Genomic DNA, 24,863 nt, shown 5'->3' with positions numbered 1-24,863 from the left:
GCGAAATCGGCCCCGCCGCGGAGTTCCCACGCCGGGGCTCGCCGCCGTGTTCCACTATGGGGGAGACAGTCCGCCCTTCACCACCGTTGCGAGGATGCGCATGACACCCACGGAAGACGAGCTCTGGACCGCCCGCCACTCCCAGGAGGAGGTGGAGGACCGGGTGCAGCGCGACCGGGCGGCCCGGCGCCGCAGCCAGGTGGCCGAGTGGTCCGACGACTCCCGGGCCCACCGCGACGTGCGGGAGGACCGTCCCGGGCAGGGGGCTGAGCGGGGCGAGCGTGGCACCGCCACGCGGGGGGCCTCCCAGGGTGACGCCGACGACGTGAAGCTCGAGGGCAGCGACTGGAAGCTCGTGGGCAAGCGCGCTCTGCACGAGTTCAAGGACGACGGGTGCACCGACCTCGCGGCCGGCCTCACCTACTTCGCGGTGCTGTCGATCTTCCCCGCGATCATCGGCCTGGTCTCGCTGCTGGGTGTGTTCGGCCAGGGCGAGTCCACCACGCAGGCCTTCCTGCAGATCGCCCAGGACCTCGGGGCCGACCCGGATTCCACCGGGTACACCTTCGTGGAGGACTTCATCTCCAAGCAGCAGGAGTCCTCCGGTGCCGGCATCGCGCTGGCCATCGGTCTGCTGGGTGCCCTGTGGTCGGCCTCCAACTACGTCAACGGCTTCAGCCGCATGATGAACCGCATCTACGAGGTGCCCGAGGGCCGCCCGGTGTGGGTGCTCCGCCCGGTGATGGTGCTGGTCACCGCCATCGTGCTGCTGCTGGTCGTGGTGCTGGGCATGTCCTTCGTGCTGACCGGCCCGGTGGCCGAGTCGGTCTTCGGGGTCATCGGTCTGGGTGACCTGGCCACCACCATCTGGGCCTGGGCCAAGTGGCCGGCCGCCGCGCTGATCGTCATCTTCATCTTCCGCCTGCTCTACTGGGCCACGCCCAACGTGAAGATGCCCCGCCGCATCCTCACGCCCGGGGCCATCCTGGCCTTCGTCGTCTGGGTGGTGGCCAGTGCCGCGTTCGGTCTCTACATCGCCAACTTCGGCAACTACGACGCGACCTACGGCTCGATGGCCGGTGTGATCGTCTTCCTGCTGTGGCTGTGGCTCACCAACACCGTGCTGCTGCTGGGCGCGGAGGTCGATGCGGAGGCCGAGCGCATGCGCGAGCTGAAGCGCGGGCAGCGCGCCGAGGAGGACATGACGCTCGACCTGAGGGGCGAGTCCGGCGCCGAGAAGGCGGCCGAGAAGGAGCAGGCCCTGGTCCAGGACGCCCGGGAGGTGCGTCTGGAGGCCGCCCCGGCCCGTCGCGAGGGCGTGCGTGACTGACCGCTGACCTGGGCGGGTCGCCCCCGGCCCCCGCTGACGCCCTGCGTCCCCTGACGTGACCCCGTCGTGGCCCTGCCGCGGCGGGGTCACGCGCGTCCGCGGCCGGGCTGGCGTGCGCCCGGCGAGGGGTTGACAACCGCCGCCCAGTGGAGTGCAATATATTGCATGCCAGTTCCCCAGAAGCGCTCGGTGGTCGGACGAACCCTCCTGCGAGACCGCGCCCATGCCGTCCTCCGCGACGCCATCGTGGACGGCACCCTCACCCCCGGGGAGCAGTTGCGCGACAGCGAGCTCCAGGAGTGGATCGGCGTGAGCCGCACCCCCATCCGCGAGGCCCTCATGCGCCTGGAGCGCTCCGGCCTGGTGCGCACCCTGCCGGGGCGTTCCACCGTGGTGATGCCCCTGGAGGACGAGCGCGTGACCCAGGCCGTCCCGGTGGTGGCCGCCATGCACGCGCTGGCTGCCGAGCTGGCCGCCCACCGCGTGGACGCCGAGGCCGTGGAGGAGATGCGGCAGGCCAACGAGGAGTTCGCCCGCGCCCTGGCGGTCGGTGACGCCGACGCCGCGCTGCAGGCCGACGACCACCTGCACGACGTGGTGGTGCGCCTCGCGGAGAACCCGGTGCTGGCCGACACCCTGGAGCTCCACGGCCCGCTGGTGCGCCGCGCCGAGCGCCTGCGCTTCGCCGACGCCGCCGGCGCCGGGCGCGCCACCCACGACTCGCACGGCCTGCACGCGCGCCTCATCGAGGCCCTGGCAGGGGGAGACGGCGAGGCGGCCGCCGAGGCCGCCCGCGCCACCTGGAACAGCCTGCACGCCGCGCCACCCCCCGACCAGCCGATGGGGTGAGCCTCACCCCATCGACCCACCGGCAGTACACACCGGCCCCACGGGGCCCGACCCACCAGGAGAGACCATGGCAACCCGTGACTTCGAGCGCTACCCCCTCACGTTCGGCCCCAGCCCCGTGCACGAGCTCAAGCGGCTCAGCGAGCACCTGGGCGGCGCTCGGGTGTGGGCCAAGCGGGAGGACTGCAACTCCGGCATCGCCTTCGGGGGCAACAAGACCCGCAAGCTCGAGTACATCGTCCCCGACGCGCTGGCCTCCGGCGCGGACACGCTCGTCTCCATCGGCGGGGTGCAGTCCAACCACACCCGTCAGGTGGCCGGTGTCGCGGCCCACCTGGGCCTCAAGGCCGTCCTGGTGCAGGAGAAGTGGGTCAACTGGGACGACCCGGTGAACGACAAGGTGGGCAACATCCTGCTCTCCCGCGTGATGGGGGCGGACGTGCGCCTGGACCCGGCCGGCTTCGACATCGGCATCCGGCCCTCGTGGGAGGAGGCCATGGAGTCGGTGCGTGAGGCCGGAGGCACGCCGTACCCCATCCCCGCCGGGGCCTCGGAGCACCCGCTCGGCGGCCTGGGCTTCGCCAACTGGGCGCACGAGGTGGCCCAGCAGGAGGAGGAGCTCGGCGTCTTCTTCGACACCATCGTGGTGTGCACCGTCACCGGCTCCACCCACGCCGGCATGATCGCCGGGTTCGCCGAGCTGGAGGAGGCCGGTGGGCGCCCGCGCAAGGTCATCGGCATCGACGCGAGTGCCACCCTGGAGAAGACCCGGGCGCAGGTCACCCGCATCGCGCGGAACACCGCCGAGCTGATCGGTCTGGGGCGCGAGCTGCGTGACGACGAGATCGACGTCCGCGAGGGCTGGGCCGGTGACGAGTACGGCATCCCGGTGCAGTCCACCCTCGACGCGATCCGGCTGACCGGTGAGCTGGAGGGGATCATCATCGACCCGGTGTACGAGGGGAAGTCCATGGCGGGCCTCATCGACCTCGTGCGTGAGGGAGTGATCCCGCGCGACAGCACCGTGCTCTATGCGCACCTCGGTGGCCAGCCGGCGCTCAACGCCTACAGCGGGGTGTTCGAGGGCTGATCTGGGCCGGGTGCGCACATGTGCACACCCGGCCGCATGCGAAAGGCCCAGGATTCGTTGGAATCCCGGGCCTTCTCGTGGGGTGAGCGACGGGACTTGAACCCGCGGCCACCGCGACCACAACGCGGTGCTCTACCAGCTGAGCTACGCCCACCATGCTGTGTGTCCAGTTGTCACCAACTGTTTCCAAATGTTTCCAGCTGTCACCAGCCGCTTCCGGCGCTCGGCGCCGAACAGCGGGGACCATCTTAACCCCTCTCGGGGGGTGCTCGTGAACCCGGTGGCCTCAGCCCCCCACAGCGTGGCGGGAGGCGGCGGCGCGGGCCTCATCCGTCGAGGGCCCGGGCGCGTCCACGAACACGGCCTCGCGGTAGTAGGCGAGCTCGGCGATGGACTCGCGGATGTCGGCCAGGGCACGGTGGCCGCCGGCCTTGTCGGGGGAGTTGAACCAGGCCCGGGGGAACCAGCGCTTGGAGAGCTCCTTGACCGAGGAGACGTCGATGAGGCGGTAGTGCAGGTAGGCGTCCAGCTCCGGCATCTCCGCGGCGAGGAAGCGCCGGTCGGTGGCGATGGAGTTGCCCGCCAGCGGTGCCCTGCCCGCCTCCGGCACCCACTCGCGCACGTACTCCAGCACCATGCGCTCGGCCTCGGCGGCCGAGACGCCGTGCTCGATCTCCTCCAGCAGCCCGCTGGCCGTGTGCATCTCCTGCACGACCGGGTTCAGGTCCTCCAGCACCCCCAGGTCGTCCGGACGGATCACCACCTGCACGCCCTCACCCAGCACGTTGAGCTCGAAGTCGGTCACCAGGGCGGCGATCTCCACCAGCACGTCGGTGCGCTCCAGACCGGTCATCTCGCAGTCGATCCACACGATGCGGTCGTCCAGCGCCCGGGGGTTGCCGCTGGGGTTGGGGCGCTCGTCGGGGGCGGGGGGCTGGGTCTGCTCGGCGCTGCTCACCCCAGAAGGGTAACCAGCGCACCGGGTGTCGGCGGGTGCTCCTAGGGTGGGCGCATGTCCCCGACACCACGTTCCGCCCCCCAGCCCCGTGACTGGCCGGCGGTCGTCGCCGTGGCCGGCCTGCTGGTCATCCTGTTCGGCATCGGCGCGGTGGTGATGGGACTCACCTTCGGTGCCCAGTTCGGCGACGTGCAGCTGCCCCTGTTGGCGCTGCTCGCCGCCATCCCGCTGTGCATCGTGCTGCCGGTGTTCCTCTGGTTGGACTCCTTCGAGCGGGAACCGGGCTGGCTGCTGGCCCTCGCGCTGGCCTGGGGCGCTGTCGTGGCCACGGGCTTCGCCCTGATCGTGAACGACGTGGCCTACGCCCTCGCCGCGATGATGGGCCTGCCGGCCGATGCGGTGACCGCCGTCATCGTGGCCCCGCTCGTGGAGGAGTCCCTCAAGGGTGCCTTCCTCCTGGGGCTGTGGTGGTTCCGGCCGCGTCAGCTCAACGGTGTGGTGGACGGCGTGGTCTACGCCGGGGTGGTGGCCGCGGGCTTCGCCTTCGTGGAGAACATCCTGTACTTCGCCGCGGCGCTGGGGGAGATGGGCACCAGCGGCCTCACCGCCACGTTCATCATGCGCGGCCTGCCCAGCCCCTTCGCGCACCCGCTGTTCACGGTCTGCATCGGCGCGGCCATCGGCCGGGCGACCCTGGCGCGTTCCGGCGGCTGGCGCTTCGCCCTGCCGGTCCTCGGCTGGTGCCTGGCGGTGCTGCTGCACGGCATCTGGAACCTCTCGGTGGTGCTGCAGGCCGGGTGGCTGCTGCTGTACCTGCTCTTCGAGGTGCCGGTCTTCATCGGTTTCATCGTCTTCGTGGTGTGGGTGCGTCGCCACGAGCTGCGCCACGTCAGTCGGCACCTGGAGGTCTACGTGCGCAACGGGTGGCTCACCGGTTTCGAGGCCCGGATGGTGGGCCACGCCCCGGAGCGGCGCCGCGCCGCGGAGTGGGCACAGACCGCTGCCGGCCGCGACGGACGGCAGGCCATGCGGGAGTTCCAGCGGGTGACCACGCGGCTGGCGCACCTGCGGGCCCGGCTCGACCGGCGCCATCGCAGCCACGGCCCCGTGGAGTGGCGCCCGGCGCCGGCGTGGGAGGTCCGCGAGGTGGCCCAGCAGCAGGAGCTCCTGGACCGCCTGCCGGCGCTGCGGGAGCGTTTCGCCGGCGTGCAGCAGCCCAGGAACTAGACTGGGGCGCCGCGTCCGCGTGCGCCCTGCGGGGTGTGTCGGCGCCCGCCCCCGTAGCTCAATGGACAGAGCACCGGCCTTCTAATCCGATGGTTGCGCGTTCGAATCGCGCCGGGGGCACGAGCCTGCCCGGGGGAGCCCGGCGCTGGGCCTAGTCTGTCCACGTGACTGAGCGCGTGGACCCTGAACTTCTCGATGCGGTGACCGACCTCCGTGGCGCCGTCGCGGCAGCGCGTTTCCCGCTGGAGGCGCCGCAGGCCGCGGAGGCCCGCGACCAGCGGGGTCAGCTGCTGCGTCAGCTCGACGACTACGCCCTGCCGCGGCTGAAGGCCCTGGACGCGCCCCTGCTGTGCGTGGTGGGTGGGTCCACCGGCGCGGGCAAGTCCACGTTGGTCAACTCGCTGTTGGGGGGTGTGGTGACCCGCAGTGGTGTGCTGCGGCCCACCACCCGCGCCTCGGTGCTGATCCACCACCCCAGTGATGCGGGCTGGTTCACCACCGACCGGGTGCTCCCGGAGCTCGCGCGCGTCACCGGGGGAGAGGGCGACGACGCCGATGCGGGGGCGGTGCGCCTGGTGGAGTCGCGCACGCTGCGGCCCGGGCTGGCGTTGCTGGACGCGCCCGACATCGACTCGGTCGTGCAGGCCAACCGCGACCTCGCCCGGCAGCTGCTGGGTGCGGCGGACCTGTGGGTCTTCGTGACCACGGCCGCCCGCTACGCGGACGCGGTGCCGTGGCAGATGCTGCTGCAGGCCGCGGAGCGGGGCACCTCGGTGGCCCTCGTGCTGGACCGGGTGCCCGAGGGCGCCATGGAGGAGGTGCGCACGGACTTCTCGGCCATGCTGCGCGAGCAGGGGCTGGGGGACGCGCCGGTGTTCTCCGTGCCGGAGTCCCACCTCACCGAGGAGGGTCTGCTCCCGCCGGAGGAGGTGCGCGCACTGCGCGGCTGGCTCTACTCGCTCGCCGACGACGCCGACGCCCGGCAGGCCGTCATCCGCCGGACGCTGGCGGGTACCCTGGCCTCGCTGCAGCGTCGTTCCCTCCAGGTGGCCGAGGGGGTGGACCACCAGGTCTCGGTGGTCGAGAGCCTGCGTGAGGACGCCCGCCGTGGTCACGAGGACGCCCGCGGCCGGGTGGAGGAGGCCATGAGCGACGGATCGCTGCTGCGGGGCGAGGTGCTGGCCCGGTGGCAGGAGCTGGTGGGCACCGGCGAGATCTTCAAGCAGCTCGATGCGGGGGTCGGTCGCCTGCGCGACCGCGTCACCTCCTTCTTCACGGGCAAGCCGCGCTCGGCCACGACGGACGACCTGGGGGAGGCCCTGGAGGACGGTGTGGCGCAGCTGCTGGAGGCCCAGCTGGAGGCCGCAGCGGCGGTCACGGCACGTGCCTGGCGTGCGGACCCGGCCGGCGAGGCCCTGCTGGAACGTCACCCCGACCTGGCGCGCCCGGGCGCCGGGGCGCGGGAGCGCAGCCAGCAACTGGTCCACGACTGGCAGGGTGACGTGTTGGAGCTGGTCCGTCGTCAGGCGGGCAGCAAGCGCACCACGGCGCGCTACCTGGCCCTGGGCGTCAACGGCATCGGGGTGCTGCTCATGGTGCTGGTCTTCGCCAGCACCGGTGGCGCGCTGCTGGGCAGCGAGGTCGCCATCGCCGGGGGTTCGGCCGTGGTGGCCCAGCGCCTGCTGGAGGCCATCTTCGGCGACCAGGCCGTGCGCTCCCTCGCGGCCGCGGCGCGCCGCAACCTCATGGAGCGGGTGGCCGAGCTGCTCGAGGACGAGCGCTCGCGCTACGAGCGGGTGCTGCAGGACGTCGGCGTGAGCCCCGAGGTGGCCGCCCACCTGCGGCACGCCGCCGCCGAGGTGGAGGCCCAGCGGTGAGCCCGCTGGTGGGCCGCTCGCGCGGCGACGCCCCCGTGGACCCCGACCGGGAGCGCGAGGAGCAGCGGACCCACCTGCGCGAGCGCGCCCTGGCCCTCCGTGAGGCCGTCGATGCCGGAGGACGGGAGCTCGAGCCGGTGGCGGCCGGGCGGGCCGGCACCGTGGCGGCCAAGGTGGACGAGCGCACCGCCCTGGCGGGCGACCACACCATCGTGGCCCTGGCCGGGGCCACCGGCTCGGGCAAGAGCTCGCTGACCAACGCCCTCGCGGGGGCCGAGGTCACCGAGCCGGGTATCAAGCGGCCGACGACGTCCACCACATCGGCCGTGGTGTGGGGCTCGGCGCCGGCCACCGAGGTGCTCGACTGGATCGGCGTCCACCGCCGCCACCGCGCCCAGGAGGGCCCCGGTCCCGACAGCGGCGAGGCCGTGGCACCCGGCGCCCTGGACGGACTGGTGCTGCTCGACCTGCCCGACTTCGACTCCCGCGAGACCGCGCACCACGCCGAGGCCGACCGCGTGCTGGACATGGCCGACCTCTTCCTGTGGGTGACCGACCCGCAGAAGTACGCCGACGCGCGCATGCACGACGACTACATCCGGGCCCGCCGCCACCACGACACCGTGATGCTGGTGGTGCTCAACCAGGCCGACCTGCTGCCACCGGAGGCGCGGGAGGAGGTGCTGGCCGATCTGCGGGGCCTGCTGGAGCGCGACGGGGTGGGCGACGTGCGGGTGCTGCCGGTCTCGGCACGCACCGGGCTGGGGCTCGACGCGCTGCGGGACCAGCTGGCGCAGATCGTGGCGGAGAACAAGGCCGTCCGGGCGCGCCTGCTGGGTGACGTGCGGACCTCGGCCGAGGCGCTGCTGGACTCGGTGGGGGAGCGCGAGCCGGAGATCAGCCTGCCCGGGGACGACCGCCTGGTCCCCGCCCTGAGTCGCGCCGCAGGTGTGCCCACGGTGCTGCGCGCCGTGGAGGCCGACCACCTGCGTCGCGCCACCGCCGCCACCGGCTGGCCGGTCACGCGCTGGGTGCGGCACCTGCGCCCGGACCCCCTGAAGCGCCTGCGCCTGGGGGAGGGCGAGGGTGCCGGCAAGGACTTCTCGGCGGCCCGAGGACGGTCGTCCATTCCCGAGGCCTCGCAGACCGCCACCTCGGCGGTTGACCTGGCCTGCCGCGAGGTGGGCGATGCCGCATCGGTGGGGCTGCCGCGCCGGTGGGCCGAGGCCGTCATGGATGCGGCGGTGCCCCCCATCGACCGGTTGTCCGACGAGCTGGACACGGCGGTGCGCCGCACGGGCGTGCAGCAGCGGTCCAGTTGGTGGTGGCCGGTGGTCGGCGTCCTGCAGTGGCTGCTCCTGCTGGCCACCGTGGTGGGTCTGGTGTGGCTGGTGCTGCTCGCCCTGGGTGAGGGCTTCCTGATGCTGCCGCTGGGCGAGCCGCCCACCTGGCGGGGGCTCCCCATTCCGGCGCTGCTGCTGGTGGGCGGGCTCTCGCTGGGACTGTTGCTGGCACTGCTGGCCCGGTTCATGGCGGGCTTCGGGGCACGCCGGCGCCGCCGTCAGGTGGGCCGGGAGATGCACGGTGCCATCGGCGAGGTGGCCCAGCAGCGGGTGCTCGACCCCGTGAACGAGGTGCTGGACCGTCACCGTCGCACCCGGGAGCTGCTGCACTCCGCCCTGGACTGACCTCTGCTCGTCCACAGGGCGGGCGGTGGTGGGCTGTGAGGTGGTGGTCGGGTTGGCCACGGTGTGCGGACCGCCGGCCAACCGGGCCGGCCCCAGTGGGGAGACACCATGAGCGAGACCTACCTGACCGTCACCGGCAACGTGGCCACCCAGCCGATCCTGCGTCAGGGACGCACTGGCACGCCGTTCCTGACCTTCCGGTTGGCGCAGAACATCAACCGGGTGGACCGGTCGACCGGGGTGGTGGACACCGTGGCCACCAACTGGATGACCGTGTGCGCCTTCCGCAACCAGGCCATCAACCTGTACCGCTCCCTGGCCAAGGGACAGCCCGTGATCGTGCACGGGCGCCTGCGCATCCAGGACTGGTCCACCGACGAGCGCAGCGGCACCACGGTGGAGCTCGAGGCCACCTCCGTGGGGCACGACCTGTCGCGGGGGCAGTCGTGCTTCGTGAAGGTGGCCAGCCCGCCCATGCCGCAGGCCGAGGACGCCGCGGAGGAGCGCCAGCGCCTGCGCACCGTGGCGGCGGAGGCTGCGGTGACGGCGGCGGAGAGCTCGTTGCCGGTGTTCGTGCCGCCGGAGGCCCAGGCGCCGCAGGAGTCGCGGGAGTCGCGGGAGTCGCAGGAGCACGCGGCGGGGGCCGCCTCCGAGCTCGAGCCCGACGCGGTCTCCGCCTGAGCGGGGACGTGGCGGGACCCCGGGGCCGCCCGCGGTCCCGGGGTGCCGGGCCACGGCCTAGACTCAGCTTCCATGGCGGAGTTCATCTACACCATGTCCAAGGCCCGCAAGGCCGTCGGCGACAAGGTCATCCTCGACGACGTGACCATGTCCTTCTTCCCGGGCGCCAAGATCGGCGTCGTCGGCCCGAACGGCGCCGGCAAGTCCACGATCCTGAAGATCATGGCCGGGCTCGACCAGCCCAGCAACGGTGAGGCCCGGCTGACGCCCGGCTACACCGTCGGCATCCTGCTGCAGGAGCCTCCGCTGGACGAGTCCAAGACCGTGCGTGAGAACGTCGAGGAGGGGATGGGTCAGATCAAGGCCGACCTCGACCGGTACAACGAGATCTCCGCCGAGATGGCCGACCCGGATGCCGACTTCGATGCCCTCATGGAGGAGATGGGCAAGCTCCAGGAGAAGATCGACAACGCGGACGCGTGGGACCTCGACTCCCAGCTCGAGCAGGCGATGGACGCGCTGCGCTGCCCGCCGGCCGACGAGCCCGTGACCCACCTCTCCGGTGGTGAGCGTCGCCGCGTGGCGCTCTGCAAGCTCCTGCTGAGCAAGCCCGACCTGCTGCTGCTGGACGAGCCCACCAACCACCTCGATGCGGAGAGCGTCCTGTGGCTGGAGCAGCACCTGGCGGAGTACGAGGGTGCCGTCCTGGCCGTGACCCACGATCGCTACTTCCTGGACAACGTGGCCCAGTGGATCTGTGAGGTCGACCGCGGCCGCCTGTACCCCTACGAGGGCAACTACTCCACCTACCTGGAGAAGAAGCAGGAGCGCCTGGCCGTCCAGGGCAAGAAGGACGCCAAGCTCAAGAAGCGCCTCGCCGAGGAGCTCGAGTGGGTGCGCTCCAACGCCAAGGGCCGACAGACCAAGTCGAAGTCGCGTCTGGCGCGCTACGAGGAGATGGCCGCCGAGGCCGAGAAGATGCGGACCCTGGACTTCGAGGAGATCCAGATCCCGCCGGGCCCGCGCCTGGGTGCGCAGGTCATCGAGGTGGACAACCTGACCAAGGGCTTCGGCGACCGCACCCTCATCAAGGACCTGACCTTCGACCTGCCGCGCAACGGCATCGTCGGCATCATCGGTCCCAACGGTGTGGGCAAGACGACGCTGTTCAAGACGATCGTGGGCCTGGAGGAGCCGGACGCCGGCACCGTGAAGGTCGGCGAGACGGTGAAGATCAGCTACGTGGACCAGAGCCGCGAGAACATCGACTCCGAGAAGAGCCTCTGGGAGGTCGTCTCCGACGGACTGGACTACATCAAGGTCGGGCAGGTGGAGATCCCCAGCCGCGCCTACGTCTCGCAGTTCGGCTTCAAGGGTCCGGACCAGCAGAAGAAGGCCGGTGTGCTCTCCGGTGGTGAGCGCAACCGCCTCAACCTCGCGTTGACCCTGAAGGCCGGCGGCAACCTGCTGCTGCTCGACGAGCCCACCAACGACCTCGACGTCGAGACCCTGGGCTCGCTGGAGAACGCCCTGCTGGAGTTCCCCGGGTGCGCCGTGGTCATCAGCCACGACCGCTGGTTCCTGGACCGCGTGGCCACGCACATCCTGGCCTACGAGGGCACCGATGAGGAGCCCGCGAACTGGTACTGGTTCGAGGGCAACTTCGCCAGCTACGAGGAGAACAAGGTGGAGCGCCTCGGCGAGGAGGCCGCGCGTCCGCACCGCGTCACCCACCGTCGCCTCACGCGTGACTGAGTGAGCCGTTCCCGCCGTCGACGCCCATCCCCCCTGCCTCCGCGCGAGGGGATGGGCGTCGCGCGTGTGCGCATCCCACCGGGTGGCGGCTGGGAGACCGTGGGGGAGGCGCTCGCGGAGGTGACGGGCCAGCCCGAGCTGGTGCGCTCCGGCATCGAGGCGGGGGAGGTGGTCGTGGATGACGGCCAGCCGGGCTCGCGGGGGCTGGTGGTCGATGCGGCCACCGAGTACCTGCCCGCCGGCCCGCGGCGGCGCGTGGCCTGGCTGTACCGCCCGTACCCCACCGAGTCGAAGGTGCCCGGCGGGCTGCCGGTGCTGTGGGCCGACGAGCACCACGTGGTGGTGGACAAGCCACCCTTCCTGGCGACCATCCCGCGCGGGGTGCACGTGCAGCAGACCGTCGTCGCCCGGGTGCAGGAGGAGTTCGGCGATGCGGTGCCCGTGCACCGGCTGGACCGCCTCACCAGCGGGGTCCTGCTGTGCGCGCGCACCCGGGCGGCCCGGCGGCCGTTGCAGCAGCTCTTCGAGCAGCGACAGGTGACCAAGACCTACGAGGCCGTGGTGTCCGTGTCGCCGGGGCGGGCGGAGTCACTGGCCGAGCTGGTGGAGCGGGCGGCCGGTGAGCAGGCACACCACCTGGTGAAGAAACGGGGGAGTCAGCAGGTGGTCGTGGTGCCCGGACCGCCCAACGCCGTCACCCGCATCGAGGCGGTGGAGGTTGATGAGGGCGCCGGGCGGGCGCGGCTGCGGCTGCACCCCCACACCGGCCGGACGCACCAGCTGCGCGTGCAGCTGGCGCACCTGGGGCTGCCGATCGTGGCCGACCCGCTCTACCCGGTGCAGACCGAGCAGGTCACCGGCGACTTCTCCACGCCCCTGCAGCTGCTGGCCACCCGGTTGGAGTGGACCGACCCGTTCACCGGGGAGCAGCGGGTGGGGGAGTCGCCGCGCGTGCTGCCGCTCAGCCCTCCTTGATGCGGACCATGCCCTCCTGGGCGACCGAGGCCATGAGCGTGCCGTCGGCGTGGAACAGCCGGCCCACGCCGAGGCCCCGCCCGGACTGTGCCGAGGGGGAGGACTGCGTGTACAGCATCCAGTCGTCCAGGCGGGGGCGGCGGTGGAACCACATGGCGTGGTCGAGGCTCGCGGGGCGCAGGCGGGTGTCGGTCCACGCGATGCCGTGGCGGCGCAGCACCGGCTCCAGCAGCGTGTAGTCCGAGAGGTAGGCGCTCGCCGCAGCGTTGACCAGCGGGTCGTCGGGCATCTGGCCGGTGAAGCGCACCCACACGCTCTGGCGGTCGGTGCGGGCGAAGTTGTTGCCGTAGAGCGGGGCGTCCACCCAGCGCATGTCCACCGGTCGGCCCTTGGTGAGGAAGATCGCGCGCGGGTCGTCCACCCCGGCCAGCAGCTCGCCGATGCTGGGCAGCTCCTCCGGGGCGGGCACGTCCGGCATCCGCTCCTGGTGGTCCAGTCCCTCGGCCGGCTCCTGGAAGGAGGTGGTCATCGAGAGCAGCACCCGGTCGTCCTGGTAGGCGTGCACCCGCCGGGCCGAGAACGACCGGCCGTCGCGCAGTCGTTCCACCTCGAAGCGGATCTCCCGTGTGGAGTCCGCAGGGCGCAGGAAGTAGCCGTGCAGGGAGTGGATGTAGCGGTCGCCGTCCTCGTCCAGCGGCACCAGGGTGCGCCCGGCCGCCATGACGCACTGCGCCAGCACCTGCCCGCCGAAGGCCCGTCCGTGGGGCTGCGGCTGGCTCTGACCGATGAAGGTGTTGGCTCCCAGGGCCCTGATGTCCAGCACCTCCATGAGCTGGGCGAAGGGGTTCTCGGGCAGCTCCACCTGGCCGCCGTGGTGGATGCCCGACCCCATGCGCGGGGGCTCGCCCTGCAGTCCGGAGGGGTCGTGGGACGGGTTCTGGGAGGTGTTCTCTGCGGTCACGGGGTCCACTCAACCACGAGGCCCCCGCCACCGGAGCCACACCCAGCGCCGCGGCCTGAGACCATGGGCGCCATGACGACGAACACCCCCGGCGGCCGCCGTCAGACGGCCGGAACGCTCACCACGCACCCCTCGACCACGGACGGTCCCCGTCCCTACCGGTTGAACGTGCCGCTGCGGTGGTCGGACCAGGACGCCTACGGCCACGTGAACAACGTCACCTTCCTGCAGCTGCTGGAGGACGCCCGCGTGCAGGGCATGCACGACTGGTTCACTGGGGCCAGCCCCCTGACGACCGGCCTGCTGGTGGCCTCGCACAAGGTGGAGTACCTGCGCCCGGTGGAGTTCCGCTACGCCCCGGTGGTGGTGGACATGTGGATCGGCACCCTCTCCGGCGGCAGCTTCACGATGGAGTACGAGCTCCGCGAGCACCCGCTGGCCCACGGTGACGCCCCCGTGTCGCTCGACCAGCCCGTACCCACCGAGGCCGATCTGCCGGTGGCCCTGCACGCCAGCACCGCCATCGTGACCTACGACTTCGAGGCCGCCCGGCCCCGCCGCCTCACCGCCGAGGAGCGCGAGGTGCTCGGCCGCTACCAGGGCGACCCGGTGGTGTTCCGCCGGTGAGCCCGGCCGGTGACACGCAGCGACCCCAGGGCCAGCCCGTCATCACCCTGCCCAGCCCGGCGGAGCTCGACGACCTGGCCGTCCTGACCGGCCGGGCCAAGCGGCTCGACGCCGAGGGCGCCATGCGGCTGCAGTGCGCCGACGGCCACCTGGCCACCTGGGTGTGCGTCGTGCAGGGCGCCGGCGTGCTCGGCGACGGCACCGTGCTCGGCCTGCGGGTGGCGCGCGCCAGTGCCACCGCCCCGGTGGACACCGTGGTGCCGCTGGCCGCGGTGACCGACCGGCTGGCAGCCCGCGGCGCGGACACCACCGACTTCTCCGTGCCGCCCTCCGAGGTCCGCGCCGGGTGGGCGAGCATCAGCCCGCCACGCGGCGGGTGGGAGCCCGTCGCCCGCATCGATGAGGGGGACCTGGCCGCCGTCGCGCGCGCCGGCATCGAGGAGGTCACCGCCGGTGCCCCCGAGGGCTCCGGAGCGGCCGCCGTGGCCGACCTGCGGCGGCGGGTCTGGGCCACCGGCGTGGGGGTGGGCTGGCCCCGCGGACTGGCGTTCGGCGCCCACGCTCTGGGCTTCCTCGGCGACGGACCGGAGGCGGTGCTCTGGCGCGTCGGCCCGTGGTGGCGCCTCTCCACGGAGCGGGGGCACGTGCTCGCCCGCTGATCCGGGTTAGCGTGGGCGCCGAAAGGAGAACTCTCGTGCTCACGATCCTCTGGGGGCTGGGCGGCATGCTCGCCCTGATCCTCATCGCCTGGTTGGTGTCCGCGGACCGCGGTGCGGTGCGCTGGCGGACGGTGCTGGCAGCCCTGGGGCTGCAGGTCGGCTTCGGTGTGCTCACGCTGTACTGGGAGCCCGGCCAGAAGGCGCTGTCGGCCGTGGCCGACGGGGTGTCGGCGGTCATCGGCTCGGCCGGTGCCGGCATCGACTTCCTCTTCGGTCCCGTGCTGCCCGAGGAGGGATCGGTCTTCGCCTTCCAGGTGCTCCCGGTGATCGTCTTCTTCGCCTCGCTGACTGCCGTGCTCTTCCACCTGGGCGTGCTGCAGTTCGTGGTCAACGGCATCGGCCGCGCGCTGGGCACGGTCCTGGGCACCGGGCGCTACGAGTCGGTGAATGCGGCGGCCAACATCTTCGTGGGCCAGACCGAGGCGCCGCTGCTCATCAAGCCCTACATCCGCCGTCTGGACGAGTCGGCGCTGTTCGCGGTGATGGTCGGTGGCCTGAGCACGGTGGCCGGCTCGGTGCTGGCGGGCTACGCACTCATGGGCGCGAGCATGGAGTACCTCATCGCCGCCTCGTTCATGGCTGCCCCGGGCGCCCTGCTCATGGCCAAGATCATGGTCCCCGACGGGGCGATGGCCGGTGGTGCCCGCGGCGCGGCGACCGCCAGCGAGCCCGCTGTCTCCGGTGCCGCCTCCGGCGGGGGCGCCACCGTCCTGTCGGACGACGACGCCTCCACCCTGGGCCAGCGCCCGCAGGAGGAGCCGCAGGACGAGCACCTCGCCGAGGAGGAGGCCGACAACGTCATCGAGGCCGCCGCGCTCGGCGCTCAGGAGGGCCTGAAGCTCGCCCTGACCATCGGTGCCATGGTGCTGGCCTTCATCGCGCTCATCCAGCTGATGAACCTGCTGCTGGGCACCGTCGGCGGCTGGTTCGGGCAGCCCGACCTGTCCTTCGAGCAGCTCCTGGGCTGGGTCTTCGCACCGGTCATGACCCTGGTGGGTGTGCCCTGGTCCGAAGCCAGCACCTCCGGCTCCTTCCTGGGCCAGAAGATCGTGCTCAACGAGTTCGTGGCCTTCGCCAACTTCACCCCGGTGGCCGAGACGCTCAGCGCCCGCACCCAGGCCATCACCACCTTCGCCCTCACGGGTTTCGCCAACCTGGGCTCCCTGGGCATCCTGCTCGGCGGTCTGGGCGGCCTGGCCCCCGAGCGGCGTGGTGACATCGCCCGCCTCGGTCTGCGCGCCATCCTCGCGGCCACCCTGGCCAACCTGATGAGCGCCGCCATCGCGGGCATCCTCATCGCCTGAGCCGCGGGTCCGGTGGCACGATGAGGTCATGCGCATCGGCATCCTGACCTCCGGCGGGGACTGCCCCGGCCTCAACGCCGTCATCCGCGGCGCCGTCCTCAAGGGCGACCGCATCCACGGCCACGAGTTCCTCGGCATCAAGGACGGCTGGCGGGGCCTGGTCGAGGATGACGTGGCCCCGCTGCCGCGCCACCAGATCCGCGGGCTCAGCAAGCAGGGCGGCACCATCCTGGGCACCTCCCGGGTGGGTCCCTACGGCGAGGGCAACGGCGGCGCCGAGCGGGTGCGTCAGACCATGGAGCGCCACGGCATGGACGCCCTCATCGCCATCGGGGGAGAGGGCACGCTCACCGTGGCCCGCATGCTCCACGACGAGGGGATCGATGTGGTGGGCGTCCCCAAGACCATCGACAACGACCTCAGCGCCACCGACTACACCTTCGGCTTCGACACGGCCGTGCACGTGGCCACCGAGGCGATCGACCGCCTGCGCACCACCGGGGAGAGCCACCACCGCTGCATGGTGCTGGAGGTGATGGGCCGCCACGCCGGGTGGATCGCGCTGCACGCGGGAGTCGCCGGCGGGGCGCACGCCATCCTGGTGCCGGAGGTGCCCGTGGGCTACGACCAGGTGGCCGAGTGGGTGGAGGCCACCATGGAGCGCGGCCGGGCGCCGCTGGTGGTGGTGGCCGAGGGCTTCATGCCCGACGGGGAGATCGTCTCCGGGGGCGAGGTGGACGGCATGGGCCGCCCGCGGCTCGGCGGGGTGGGGGAGCAGGTGGCCCACGAGATCGAGGCGCGCACCGGCATCGAGTCGCGTGCGATGGCGCTGGGTCACATGCAGCGCGGCGGCTCACCCACCGCCTACGACCGGGTGCTCGCCACCCGCTTCGGGACCGCCGCCCTCGATGCGGTGCACGACCGCGCGTACGGACAGATGGTCGCGCTCGCCGGCACCGAGATCGTGCGGGTGCCCTTGGCCGAGGCCACCACGGAGCTCAAGAGCGTGCCCCGGGAGCGATGGGACGAGGCGGCCATCCTGTTCGGATGACCGCCCCGTCCCGGTGCGTGCAGGCCGTGGGCCCCGCGGGCCGTCAGGCCGTCAGGCCAGCGAGCCCTCCAGCCAGAGGGTGTGGTCGGCCTCCAGGGTGCGGGCCCCCGACGGGCCGCCGGCGATGCTGTCCAGCACCACCCGGGCGCCCTCCGGCAGCTCCAGGGTGGTGGTGCCGGTGTTGCACAGCACGGTCACCACGCCCTCTGCGCCCTGCACCTCCACGCCGAACACGCCCTGGGGCAGGCCCTCCACGAAGGACAGCCCACCCGCGGCGGTGCCGCGGCGCGACCGCTCGGCCAGTGCGGTGCGGTACAGCTCCAGCGTGGAGCCCTCCACGCCCTCCTGGCGGTCCACGGCCAGCTCGGCGTAGACCGGCGGCTGCGGCAGCCAGGTCTCCCCGGTGGCGCTGAAGCCCAGGGCCGGGGCGTCGCCCTCCCAGGCCATCGGCACCCGACAGCCGTCGCGGCCCACCTGCTCCTCGGCCGTGCCGCGGGTGCGGAACCACGCCGGGTCCTGGCGCGCGTCGGGGTCCATCGAGGTGTGCTCGGGCAGACCCAGCTCCTCGCCGTAGTACAGGTAGGACGAGCCGGGCAGGGCCAGCATCATGGTGGTGGCCGCCCGGGCCCGCCGCAGGCCCAGCTCGGCGTCGGGCTGCGGGTCCTCGGCGCTGATGCCGTTGGGGCGGCGCTCGCCGACGGTGAGCCCCAGCCGGGAGGCGTGCCGCACCACGTCGTGGTTGCTCAGCACCCAGGTGGTGGGGGCGCCCACGGCGTCGTTGGTGGCGTAGGAGCGCTCGATGCAGGCACGCAGGTCGTCGGCGCGCCAGGGGGTCTCCAGGAAGTCGAAGTTGAAGGCCTGGTGCATCTCGTCCGAGCGCACGTAGCGGGCCAGCCGCTCGGGGTCCGGCACCCACGCCTCGGCGCACAGCACCCGGTCGCCGTCGTACTCGGCCAGCACCTCGTGCCAGCGGCGGTACACCTCGTGCACCTCGTCCTGGTCCCACATCGGGCCCTGGTTCGATGCGGTGGACGCGCCGGCCATGGTGGCCACCTCGGCGAAGTCGGGCAGGCCCTCGGCCTTCACCAGGCTGTGGGCCACGTCCACGCGGAAGCCGTCCACGCCGCGGTCCAGCCAGAAGCGCAGCACGTCCTCGAAGTACGCGCGCACCTCGGGGTTGCGCCAGTTGAAGTCCGGCTGGCTGCTGTCGAACAGGTGGAGGTACCACTGGCCGTCGTCCACCCGGGTCCAGGCCTCGCCGCCGAAGACGCTGCCCCAGTCGTTCGGGGGCTGCGAGCCGTCCGGTCCGCTGCCCTCCCGGAACAGGTAGCGCTCACGCTCGGGGGAGCCCGGACCCGCGGCCAGGGCGGCCTGGAACCACTCGTGCTGGTCCGAGGAGTGGTTGGGCACCAGGTCCACGATCACGCGCAGGCCCAGCTCATGGGCGCGGGCGATGAAGGCATCCGCATCGGCCAGGGTGCCGAAGAGGGGGTCGATGTCGCGGTAGTCGGCCACGTCGTAGCCGCCGTCCTTCATGGGTGAGACGTAGAAGGGACTCACCCACACCGCATCGACACCGAGGGCGGCGAGGTGCTCCAGCCGGGAGGTGATGCCGGCCAGGTCACCCGTGCCGTCCCCGCCGCCGTCGGCCCAGGAGCGGGGGTAGATCTGGTAGATCACCGCATGGCGCCACCACTCGGTGCCCGTCGAGGGGGAGTGGACGATCGGTCCGGTCGTCAGGGGGTTCTCAGTCACCCGTCCATTGTGGTGCACGGAATGACCGGTCCGATGCGGGTGCTCACTCCTCCACGCGGCGCACCGACAGCCGGGGGCGGCGGGGAGCGGGGTGAATGGGGGGTGGCGGGGCCGACTCGCTCAGCGGCGGGGCGTCGTCCTGGAGCGTGTTCACCATGAAGTGGGCGGCGCGCTCGAAGTACGCCCGCATCATCTGGTCGGCCTCGGCGGGGAAGTCCATCTGGTCCATGGCCCGGCCCATGTGGTGCAGCCAGCGGTCCCGTTGCGCGGGGGTGACCGCGAAGTCCACGTGGCGCATGCGCAGCCGGGGGTGGCCGCGGGTCTCGGAGTAGGTCTTGGGGCCGCCGAAGAACTGCTCCAGGAACATGCGCAGCCGGTCCTCCGCGGGCCCGAGGTCCTCCTCGGGGTACAGGTCGCGCAGCGGTGCGTCGGCGGCGACGCCCTCGTAGAACAGGGCCGTCAGCCGCACGAACGCCTCGTGTCCACCGACCATCTCGTAGATGGTCTCGGGGTGGGGCTGCGAGGCGGGCGTCTCACTGCGGGGGGGCTCAGCGGGGCGGTTCATGGTCCCAGTCTCGCACCGGTGGTGCGGGCACCCCGGCGGCGTCCAGGGCGCGCTTGGCCGCGGCGCGCAGACCCCGGGCCGCGGCGTACTGCTCCCCGGCGGCACAGTCCGCGAAGATGCGCACGGTCATGGCGCCGCCCCGCACCTCCTGGATGCCGGCCACCGTGGGCACGCCCAGCAGCTGGCGGTCGCCCTCGGGGGAGGCGGCGTACTCCTGGACCGCGGTGGTGAGCACCTCGGACACCGTGCGCGAGTCGGCACGGGCGGCCACCTGCACGTCGATCGTGGCCACCGGCGTGCCCTGCGAGGTGTTGCCCACCCGCAGGATCTCCCCGTTGCGGATGTACCAGACCACCCCGTCGGCCGAGCGCAGGCGGGTGACGCGGAGGGTCACCTCCTCCACCTCACCGCTGGCCTCCCCGAGGTCCACCCAGTCGCCCACGCCGAACTGGTCCTCGATCATCAGCATCACCCCGCTGATGACGTCCTTCACCAGCGACTGCGCTCCGAAGCCGATGGCCAGACCGCCGATGCCGGCGCTGGCCAGCAGGGGCGCCAGCGGCAGCCCCAGCTGGTCGCAGACCATCAGGGCGGCCACCGTCCAGATCACCACCGAGCTGGCGCTGCGCAGCAGGCTGGTGAGGGTGAGCACCCGCTGTCGGCGGCGCAGGTCGGCGCGGCGGCCGTCGGCGGTGGACTCGTGGGCGTGGTCGGTCATCCACGTGGTGAGCCGCCGGATGAGGTGGCGTGCCAGTGCCCGCAGCACCAGCGCCGCGAGGACGATCACCACGATGGCCAGGCCGTGGGTGCTCAGCCAGGAGAGCACCACGCGGCCGAGCTCGTCGCCGGAGGGGAGTGCACCGACGACCCCCACGGCCGGGACCGGGCTCACGAGCGGGCGTCGAAGGCCTGTGCCGCCAGCGCGCGGGCCGTGCCGTCCCGGTTCTCCGCGATGACGCGGCGCAGCGCCTGCGAGGCGTCGGGGTGGCTGTCCAGCCAGTTCTGTGCTGCCTGCACCACGTCGTCGTGCACCAGGGCGTGCGGGTAGAAGCCGCCCGCGACGGCCTCGGCGATGGCGTGGGTGCGGTCGTCCCACATCGATCCCACGCGGTCGAAGTAGGGGGCCACGAAGCGGCGCAGGTCCTCGGGGTCCTGCACGCGCTGCCACCCTGCAGCAGTGGCCACCACCTCGGCGTTGGGCAGGCCGCTGCCACCCCACACGGTGTCCCAGGCCTGCTGCTTGCTCTGCTCGTCGGGGCGCGCGGCGCGGGCCCTGGCCAGCCGCTCGGCCCCGGAGGCGGTGCGGTCCCGGGCGGCCTCGGCCTGGAGCTCGTCGTCGCTGAGGGCGCCGTTCTTGGCGAGCCCGGTCACCAGCACCCAGCGCATGTCGGTGTCGATCTCCAGCCCGGGGAGGGTCTGGGACCCGTCGGCCAGGGCACGCAGGCGGGCCACGCCGGCCTCGCCGCGGGCGGCGGCCGCCCAGGCGGTGGTCAGCTGCAGCTGCAGGTCCGAGCCGGCCTGAGCCCCTTCCACCAGTCGGCCGAGCTCCTCGGCCAGGCGGTCGGCCGTGGCCTCCTGGTGCTCGGGCGCCACGTAGCGCCCGGCAGCCGCCTCCAGCTGCGAGAGCAGGATGCGCACCAGCGTGGAGTCGGTCTCCCCGGGCAGGGCGCGCAGGCCCAGCTCGATGAAGTCGCGCGCCGACATCTGCGCGTCCCGCGTCATGTCCCAGGCAGCGCCCATCACCACGGCGCGGGGGAGCGAGTCGGTGAAGGCCGCGATGTGCTCGGTGGCGGTGGCCAGGCTCACCTCGTCCAGACGCACCTTGCAGTAGCCCAGGTCGTCATCGTTGAGCAGCAGCAGGTCCGGGCGGGCGCGGCCCACCAGGCCGGTGAGCTCGGTGCGCTCGCCGGCGACATCCAGCTCCCAGCGGTCGGTGCGCACCAGGGCGCCGTCCTGCAGGTCGTAGGCGCCCACGGCGATGCGGTGGGGCCGCAGGGTGGGCCAGTCGGCCGCGGCCGTCTGCTCGATGTGGGCGGCGGTCACGGTGCCGTCGGCGGCGGTCTCGAGCACCGGGGTGAGGGTGTTCACCCCGGCGGTCTCCAGCCAGTCGGCCACCCAGGGTGCGAGGTCGCGCCCGGAGGTGGCCTCCAGGTGCCGGGTCAGGTCGGCCAGGGTGGTGTTTCCCCACTTGTGCTCGGCGAAGTAGGCGCGCAGCCCGTCGCGGAAGGCCTCCTCGCCCACGTAGGCCACCAGCTGCTTGAGCACGCTGGCGCCCTTGGCGTAGGTGATGCCGTCGAAGTTCACCTCCACGTCGGCCAGGTCGCGGATCTCGGCCACGATGGGGTGGGTGGAGGAGAGCTGGTCCTGGTGGTAGGCCCAGGTCTTCTCGCTGATGGCGAAGGTGGTCCAGGCGGTGCGCCACTGAGTGGCCTCGGTCTGGCAGGTCGTGGAGGCCCACTCGGCGAACGACTCGTTGAGCCACAGGTCGTTCCACCACTTCATGGTGACGAAGTTGCCGAACCACATGTGGGCGAGCTCGTGCAGGATGGTCAGGGCGCGGCGCTCCACCAGGCTGTCGGGCACCGCCGAGCGGAAGACGTAGATCTCGGCGAAGGTCACGCAGCCGGCGTTCTCCATCGCGCCCATGTTGTACTCGGGAGTGAAGATCTGGTCGTACTTGGTGAAGGGGTACGGCTGGTCGAAGTACTCCTCGTAGAAGCCGAAGCCGGCCTTCGTGACCGCGAAGATGTTCTCGGCGTCCAGGTGGGCGTCCAGGCTGCGGCGGGCCAGCACGCCCAGGTCGATCGTCCCCTGCCGGGTCTCGACCGTGTCGGCGTGGCGGACGTACGGCCCGGCCACCAGGGCGGTGATGTAGCAGGACATCTGGGGCGTGGCGTCGAAGGTCCAGGTGGCGCGCTCCACGGTCGTGCGGCCGTCCAGGGTGCCGGTCCCCGCCGGCTCCGGCCGGGGAGTGGGTTCGTTGCTCACCACCTCCCAGTGCGCCGGCGCCGTGATCGTGAACTGGAAGGTGGCCTTCAGGTCCGGCTGTTCGAAGACGGGGAACATGCGGCGGCAGTCGGCCACCTCGAACTGGGTGTAGAGGTAGACCTCGTCGTCGGCGGGGTCCACGAACCGGTGGAGGCCCTCACCGGTGTTCATGTAGCGGCCCACGGCCTCCACGTACAGCTCGTGCTCGCCCTCGGCCAGGCCCGGCAGGGGGATGCGGGCGCCGTCGAAGGCGCTGGCGTCCAGCGGCTGCCCGTCGAGCTCCACCCGGCGGACCGACTCGCCGATGAAGTCGATGAAGCTGTCGCCCGCCTCGTGGCAGGTGAAGCGCACCCGGCTGCTGGTGGCGAAGGTGTGGGGGCCGTCCGTGACGTCGGTGGCCACCTCGTAGGAGTGGGTGGCGATCTGACGCGAGCGCTGCATCGCCTCGTCGCGGGTGAGGTTCTTGCCGGGCACGAAGGTCCTCCAGGTGTGGGTGGTGGCGTCGGGAGCCGTGATGGGGGCCGGGTCCGGGGCAGTCTTGCACGGCTGTGTGGCACCGGTCACACGGCTGTGGACGAGGGGGTCCTCGCCCCGGAGGCGGGCCTTCCCCGGGGCCGGGTGGCAGACTCGGGGCATGAGCGAGACGACACAGCAGCCAGCCGTCGAGATGTTCTTCGACCCCACCTGCCCCTGGGCCTGGATGACCAGCCGGTGGCTCATGGAGGTGGAGCAGGTGCGCGGTATCGAGGTCACCTGGTCGCCCATGTCCCTGGCCGTGCTCAACGAGGGGCGTGACCTGCTCGAGGACTACGCCACCGCCATGCAGCACGCCTGGGGCCCGGTGCGCGTGATCTCCGCCGCCATGGCCGCTCACGGCCCGGAGCAGGCCAAGGCCCTCTACGACGCGATGGGGGAGCGCTTCCACCCCGGTGGCCGCAAGAACGTCGAGGAGGGACAGGCGGTGATCGTCGAGGCGCTGGCGGAGGTCGGTCTGCCGGCCGAGCTCGCCGACGTGGCCTTCCCGCAGGGGGTGGGAGACAATCCCCAGGACGAGATCACCGCGGACCTGCGGGAACGTCAGCAGCGGGTGGTGGACCTGGTGGGCGACGAGGTCGGCACGCCCGTCATCTCCGTGGACGGCGTGGCCTTCTTCGGGCCGGTCGTCACGCCCGCGCCCAAGGGCGAGGACGCAGGGCGCCTCTGGGACGGCTGCGTGCTGGTGGCCTCCACCCCCGGCTTCTACGAGCTGAAGCGCTCGCGGGACGCCGGTCCACAGTTCGACTGACCGCCCCCCGCACCCCCAGAGCCTGACAGGAGCACCATGATCATCCACATCGGCGGCGACCACGCCTCCTTCGAGCTGCAGCGCCACCTGGTGGGCTGGCTCACCGAGCAGGGCCACGAGGTCGTCGACCACGGGCCGGCCGAGTACGACGCCCAGGACGACTACCCCGTCTTCGTGCTGCCCGCCGCCCGCGCGGTGGCCGCTGACCCGAGCTCCCTGGGCATCGTCCTGGGTGGCTCCGGCAACGGGGAGCAGATGGCGGCCAACAAGGTCGAGGGAATCCGCGCCGCCCTGGCCTGGCAGCCCGAGCTGGCAGCCCTGGCCCGCCAGCACAACGACGCCCGCGTCGTGAGCATCGGTGCCCGCTTCACCGACACCGCGACCGCCGAGGCGATCGTGACGGCCTTCCTCACCACGCAGTTCGAGGGTGAGGAGCGCCACGCCCGTCGCGTCGCCATGGTGGAGGCCTACGAGCGGGACGGCTCCCTGCCCGGCTGAGCAGGGCCCTCACACGGGCGACGGCCCCTGACCCGGGTGGGTCAGGGGCCGTCGCGCTCTCGGGGGCGGGTCAGGCCTTGTCGCCCTCGGCGTTCTGGTCGCCGGACAGACCGTCCAGGTACTCGCCGGCCTTGTCGCCGCCGGACTGGATCTTGTCGCCGTGCTTGCCGCCGGTGGCGTCGTCGAGCTTGTTGCCGGCGGAGTCGATCGCGCCGTCAACCTTCTCGGACTGGGCGTCGTAGCCCTTGCCCGCCATGTCCTTGGCCTTGTCGGCGTTCACGTTGTCCATGATTCCCATGCTGTCCTCCGATCTCTCGGCGTGGGCCCCCTGCGGGACCCCTGTCCCGAGCCACCCTGCCATGTGGGGGGAGGGGGGACAAGGGTGCGCCCCGGCCGGGGCCGGGGCGCAGTGGAGCGGGCGACGGGAATCGAACCCGCACAACCAGTTTGGAAGACTGGGGCTCTACCATTGAGCTACGCCCGCGGGAAACGACCGCGGGAGCAGGCCTCCTGCGGACCGGGGTAGCCTACCCTGTCTGCGCCGCCGCACGTGTGGTGCACCACGGGGTATGGCGCAGCTTGGTAGCGCGTCCGCTTTGGGAGCGGAAGGCCGCCGGTTCGAATCCGGCTACCCCGACCGTTAGGATTGCTCCTCATTGCGCGCATTTCTGGCGCGGTCG

22 protein-coding genes and 4 tRNA genes are annotated in these 24,863 nt (G+C 72.3%); 17 read left to right on the top strand and 9 right to left on the bottom strand.

Going from position 1 to position 24,863, the window contains the following annotated elements; genetic code table 11:
• Positions 1 to 100: 100 nt before the first annotated feature.
• From ACEY2A_RS06275 to ACEY2A_RS06265, 3 genes are all read left to right on the top strand, one after another.
• Positions 101 to 1,330, top strand: coding sequence for a YihY/virulence factor BrkB family protein (locus ACEY2A_RS06275; protein ID WP_374927745.1), 1,230 nt, complete (start codon positions 101 to 103; stop codon positions 1,328 to 1,330).
• 165 nt (positions 1,331 to 1,495) lie between these two features.
• A complete protein-coding gene (locus ACEY2A_RS06270) occupies positions 1,496 to 2,179 on the top strand; it encodes a GntR family transcriptional regulator (protein WP_374927744.1) in 684 nt (227 codons plus the stop codon).
• A gap of 67 nt (positions 2,180 to 2,246) precedes the next feature.
• Positions 2,247 to 3,269 (top strand): 1-aminocyclopropane-1-carboxylate deaminase, encoded by a 1,023-nt coding sequence (locus ACEY2A_RS06265; RefSeq protein WP_374927743.1) that lies wholly within the window; start codon positions 2,247 to 2,249, stop codon positions 3,267 to 3,269.
• Positions 3,270 to 3,347: 78 nt separating this feature from the next.
• Here ACEY2A_RS06265 and ACEY2A_RS06260 read toward each other — a convergent pair.
• Positions 3,348 to 3,423, bottom strand: a tRNA-His gene (locus tag ACEY2A_RS06260).
• 132 nt (positions 3,424 to 3,555) lie between these two features.
• Entirely contained in the window at positions 3,556 to 4,227 is a 672-nt protein-coding gene (gene orn / locus ACEY2A_RS06255) for an oligoribonuclease (protein ID WP_374927742.1), read from the bottom strand.
• Between the two features lie 54 nt (positions 4,228 to 4,281).
• Here orn and ACEY2A_RS06250 point away from each other — a divergent pair, with 54 nt between their 5' ends.
• The 7 genes from ACEY2A_RS06250 (at position 4,282) to ACEY2A_RS06220 (ending at position 12,430) form a co-directional block, all read left to right on the top strand.
• Complete coding sequence (locus ACEY2A_RS06250; protein ID WP_374927741.1) at positions 4,282 to 5,454, top strand: PrsW family intramembrane metalloprotease; 1,173 nt, start codon at positions 4,282 to 4,284, stop codon at positions 5,452 to 5,454.
• 47 nt (positions 5,455 to 5,501) lie between these two features.
• A tRNA-Arg gene (locus ACEY2A_RS06245) sits at positions 5,502 to 5,574 on the top strand.
• 44 nt (positions 5,575 to 5,618) lie between these two features.
• On the top strand, positions 5,619 to 7,331 hold the full coding sequence (locus tag ACEY2A_RS06240) for a dynamin family protein (protein ID WP_374927740.1): 1,713 nt from the start codon (positions 5,619 to 5,621) through the stop codon (positions 7,329 to 7,331).
• Positions 7,328 to 9,019, top strand: coding sequence for a GTPase (locus ACEY2A_RS06235; RefSeq protein ID WP_374927739.1), 1,692 nt, complete (start codon positions 7,328 to 7,330; stop codon positions 9,017 to 9,019). Before ACEY2A_RS06240 ends, ACEY2A_RS06235 begins: the two co-directional genes overlap by 4 nt.
• A gap of 108 nt (positions 9,020 to 9,127) precedes the next feature.
• Positions 9,128 to 9,700, top strand: a complete 573-nt coding sequence (locus tag ACEY2A_RS06230) for a single-stranded DNA-binding protein (protein ID WP_374927738.1) — start codon at positions 9,128 to 9,130, stop codon at positions 9,698 to 9,700.
• Between the two features lie 72 nt (positions 9,701 to 9,772).
• Positions 9,773 to 11,455 (top strand): energy-dependent translational throttle protein EttA, encoded by a 1,683-nt coding sequence (gene ettA, locus ACEY2A_RS06225; RefSeq protein WP_374927737.1) that lies wholly within the window; start codon positions 9,773 to 9,775, stop codon positions 11,453 to 11,455.
• A gap of 51 nt (positions 11,456 to 11,506) precedes the next feature.
• Complete coding sequence (locus tag ACEY2A_RS06220) at positions 11,507 to 12,430, top strand: pseudouridine synthase (protein WP_374927736.1); 924 nt, start codon at positions 11,507 to 11,509, stop codon at positions 12,428 to 12,430.
• On the opposite strand, the gene ACEY2A_RS06215 is transcribed toward ACEY2A_RS06220, so the two are convergent.
• Positions 12,417 to 13,391: an acyl-CoA thioesterase gene (locus ACEY2A_RS06215; RefSeq protein WP_374927735.1), complete on the bottom strand. Its 975-nt coding sequence runs from the start codon at positions 13,389 to 13,391 to the stop codon at positions 12,417 to 12,419. The genes ACEY2A_RS06220 and ACEY2A_RS06215 overlap by 14 nt on opposite strands.
• 72 nt (positions 13,392 to 13,463) lie before the next feature.
• Here ACEY2A_RS06215 and ACEY2A_RS06210 point away from each other — a divergent pair, with 72 nt between their 5' ends.
• From ACEY2A_RS06210 to ACEY2A_RS06195, 4 genes are read left to right on the top strand one after another with little or no spacing between them, the layout of a single operon-like run.
• A complete protein-coding gene (locus ACEY2A_RS06210) occupies positions 13,464 to 14,018 on the top strand; it encodes an acyl-CoA thioesterase (protein WP_374927734.1) in 555 nt (184 codons plus the stop codon).
• Positions 14,015 to 14,677: a hypothetical protein gene (locus tag ACEY2A_RS06205; protein ID WP_374927733.1), complete on the top strand. Its 663-nt coding sequence runs from the start codon at positions 14,015 to 14,017 to the stop codon at positions 14,675 to 14,677. Before ACEY2A_RS06210 ends, ACEY2A_RS06205 begins: the two co-directional genes overlap by 4 nt.
• Positions 14,678 to 14,712: 35 nt before the next feature.
• The gene (locus ACEY2A_RS06200) at positions 14,713 to 16,041 is read left to right on the top strand and encodes a NupC/NupG family nucleoside CNT transporter (protein ID WP_374927732.1); all 1,329 of its coding nucleotides are present in this window, start codon (positions 14,713 to 14,715) and stop codon (positions 16,039 to 16,041) included.
• Between the two features lie 28 nt (positions 16,042 to 16,069).
• Positions 16,070 to 17,092 carry a 6-phosphofructokinase gene (locus ACEY2A_RS06195; protein ID WP_374927731.1) on the top strand — a complete coding sequence of 341 codons (1,023 nt, stop codon included), beginning with the start codon at positions 16,070 to 16,072 and terminating at the stop codon, positions 17,090 to 17,092.
• Between the two features lie 51 nt (positions 17,093 to 17,143).
• On the opposite strand, the gene ACEY2A_RS06190 is transcribed toward ACEY2A_RS06195, so the two are convergent.
• The 4 genes from ACEY2A_RS06190 to pepN are packed head-to-tail and all read right to left on the bottom strand — an operon-like array spanning position 17,144 to position 22,874.
• The gene (locus ACEY2A_RS06190) at positions 17,144 to 18,847 is read right to left on the bottom strand and encodes a glycoside hydrolase family 13 protein (protein ID WP_374927730.1); all 1,704 of its coding nucleotides are present in this window, start codon (positions 18,845 to 18,847) and stop codon (positions 17,144 to 17,146) included.
• Between the two features lie 43 nt (positions 18,848 to 18,890).
• Positions 18,891 to 19,412: a globin gene (locus ACEY2A_RS06185; protein ID WP_374927729.1), complete on the bottom strand. Its 522-nt coding sequence runs from the start codon at positions 19,410 to 19,412 to the stop codon at positions 18,891 to 18,893.
• Positions 19,396 to 20,304, bottom strand: a complete 909-nt coding sequence (locus ACEY2A_RS06180) for a mechanosensitive ion channel family protein (RefSeq protein WP_374927728.1) — start codon at positions 20,302 to 20,304, stop codon at positions 19,396 to 19,398. The genes ACEY2A_RS06185 and ACEY2A_RS06180 overlap by 17 nt, the downstream gene beginning before the upstream one ends.
• Positions 20,301 to 22,874 (bottom strand): aminopeptidase N, encoded by a 2,574-nt coding sequence (gene pepN / locus ACEY2A_RS06175; protein ID WP_374927727.1) that lies wholly within the window; start codon positions 22,872 to 22,874, stop codon positions 20,301 to 20,303. Before pepN ends, ACEY2A_RS06180 begins: the two co-directional genes overlap by 4 nt.
• A gap of 160 nt (positions 22,875 to 23,034) precedes the next feature.
• Between pepN and ACEY2A_RS06170 the strand changes: the two genes are divergently transcribed.
• Entirely contained in the window at positions 23,035 to 23,685 is a 651-nt protein-coding gene (locus tag ACEY2A_RS06170; RefSeq protein ID WP_374927726.1) for a disulfide bond formation protein DsbA, read from the top strand.
• 36 nt (positions 23,686 to 23,721) lie between these two features.
• On the top strand, positions 23,722 to 24,183 hold the full coding sequence (locus ACEY2A_RS06165) for a ribose-5-phosphate isomerase (RefSeq protein ID WP_374927725.1): 462 nt from the start codon (positions 23,722 to 23,724) through the stop codon (positions 24,181 to 24,183).
• 70 nt (positions 24,184 to 24,253) lie between these two features.
• Here the strand turns inward: ACEY2A_RS06165 and ACEY2A_RS06160 are convergent, their stop codons facing one another.
• Positions 24,254 to 24,472 carry an antitoxin gene (locus ACEY2A_RS06160; protein ID WP_374927724.1) on the bottom strand — a complete coding sequence of 73 codons (219 nt, stop codon included), beginning with the start codon at positions 24,470 to 24,472 and terminating at the stop codon, positions 24,254 to 24,256.
• Between the two features lie 121 nt (positions 24,473 to 24,593).
• A tRNA-Gly gene (locus ACEY2A_RS06155) sits at positions 24,594 to 24,667 on the bottom strand.
• A 79-nt stretch (positions 24,668 to 24,746) separates the two neighbouring features.
• On the opposite strand from ACEY2A_RS06155, the gene ACEY2A_RS06150 reads away from it, so the two are divergent.
• Positions 24,747 to 24,820, top strand: a tRNA-Pro gene (locus tag ACEY2A_RS06150).
• Positions 24,821 to 24,863: the final 43 nt, after the last annotated feature.

Origin of the sequence: Kytococcus sedentarius, assembly GCF_041937525.1 — a bacterium.
Lineage (GTDB): Bacteria > Actinomycetota > Actinomycetes > Actinomycetales > Dermatophilaceae > Kytococcus > Kytococcus sedentarius_A.
The sequence above is the reverse complement of the archived record's forward strand: the minus strand, read 5'-3'. Positions and strand labels throughout refer to the sequence as shown.

Bases quoted from the DNA above. Each gene is read 5' to 3' on its own strand.
- ACEY2A_RS06270 (WP_374927744.1), top strand. From the start codon at position 1,496: ATGCCAGTTCCCCAGAAGCGCTCGGTGGTCGGACGAACCCTCCTGCGA.
- ACEY2A_RS06250 (WP_374927741.1), top strand. From the start codon at position 4,282: ATGTCCCCGACACCACGTTCCGCCCCCCAGCCCCGTGACTGGCCGGCG.
- ACEY2A_RS06170 (WP_374927726.1), top strand. From the start codon at position 23,035: ATGAGCGAGACGACACAGCAGCCAGCCGTCGAGATGTTCTTCGACCCC.
- ACEY2A_RS06220 (WP_374927736.1), top strand. From the start codon at position 11,507: ATGGGCGTCGCGCGTGTGCGCATCCCACCGGGTGGCGGCTGGGAGACC.
- ACEY2A_RS06265 (WP_374927743.1), top strand. From the start codon at position 2,247: ATGGCAACCCGTGACTTCGAGCGCTACCCCCTCACGTTCGGCCCCAGC.
- ACEY2A_RS06275 (WP_374927745.1), top strand. From the start codon at position 101: ATGACACCCACGGAAGACGAGCTCTGGACCGCCCGCCACTCCCAGGAG.
- ACEY2A_RS06230 (WP_374927738.1), top strand. From the start codon at position 9,128: ATGAGCGAGACCTACCTGACCGTCACCGGCAACGTGGCCACCCAGCCG.
- ACEY2A_RS06210 (WP_374927734.1), top strand. From the start codon at position 13,464: ATGACGACGAACACCCCCGGCGGCCGCCGTCAGACGGCCGGAACGCTC.
- ettA (WP_374927737.1), top strand. From the start codon at position 9,773: ATGGCGGAGTTCATCTACACCATGTCCAAGGCCCGCAAGGCCGTCGGC.
- ACEY2A_RS06185 (WP_374927729.1), bottom strand. From the start codon at position 19,412: ATGAACCGCCCCGCTGAGCCCCCCCGCAGTGAGACGCCCGCCTCGCAG.
- ACEY2A_RS06165 (WP_374927725.1), top strand. From the start codon at position 23,722: ATGATCATCCACATCGGCGGCGACCACGCCTCCTTCGAGCTGCAGCGC.
- ACEY2A_RS06195 (WP_374927731.1), top strand. From the start codon at position 16,070: ATGCGCATCGGCATCCTGACCTCCGGCGGGGACTGCCCCGGCCTCAAC.
- ACEY2A_RS06160 (WP_374927724.1), bottom strand. From the start codon at position 24,472: ATGGACAACGTGAACGCCGACAAGGCCAAGGACATGGCGGGCAAGGGC.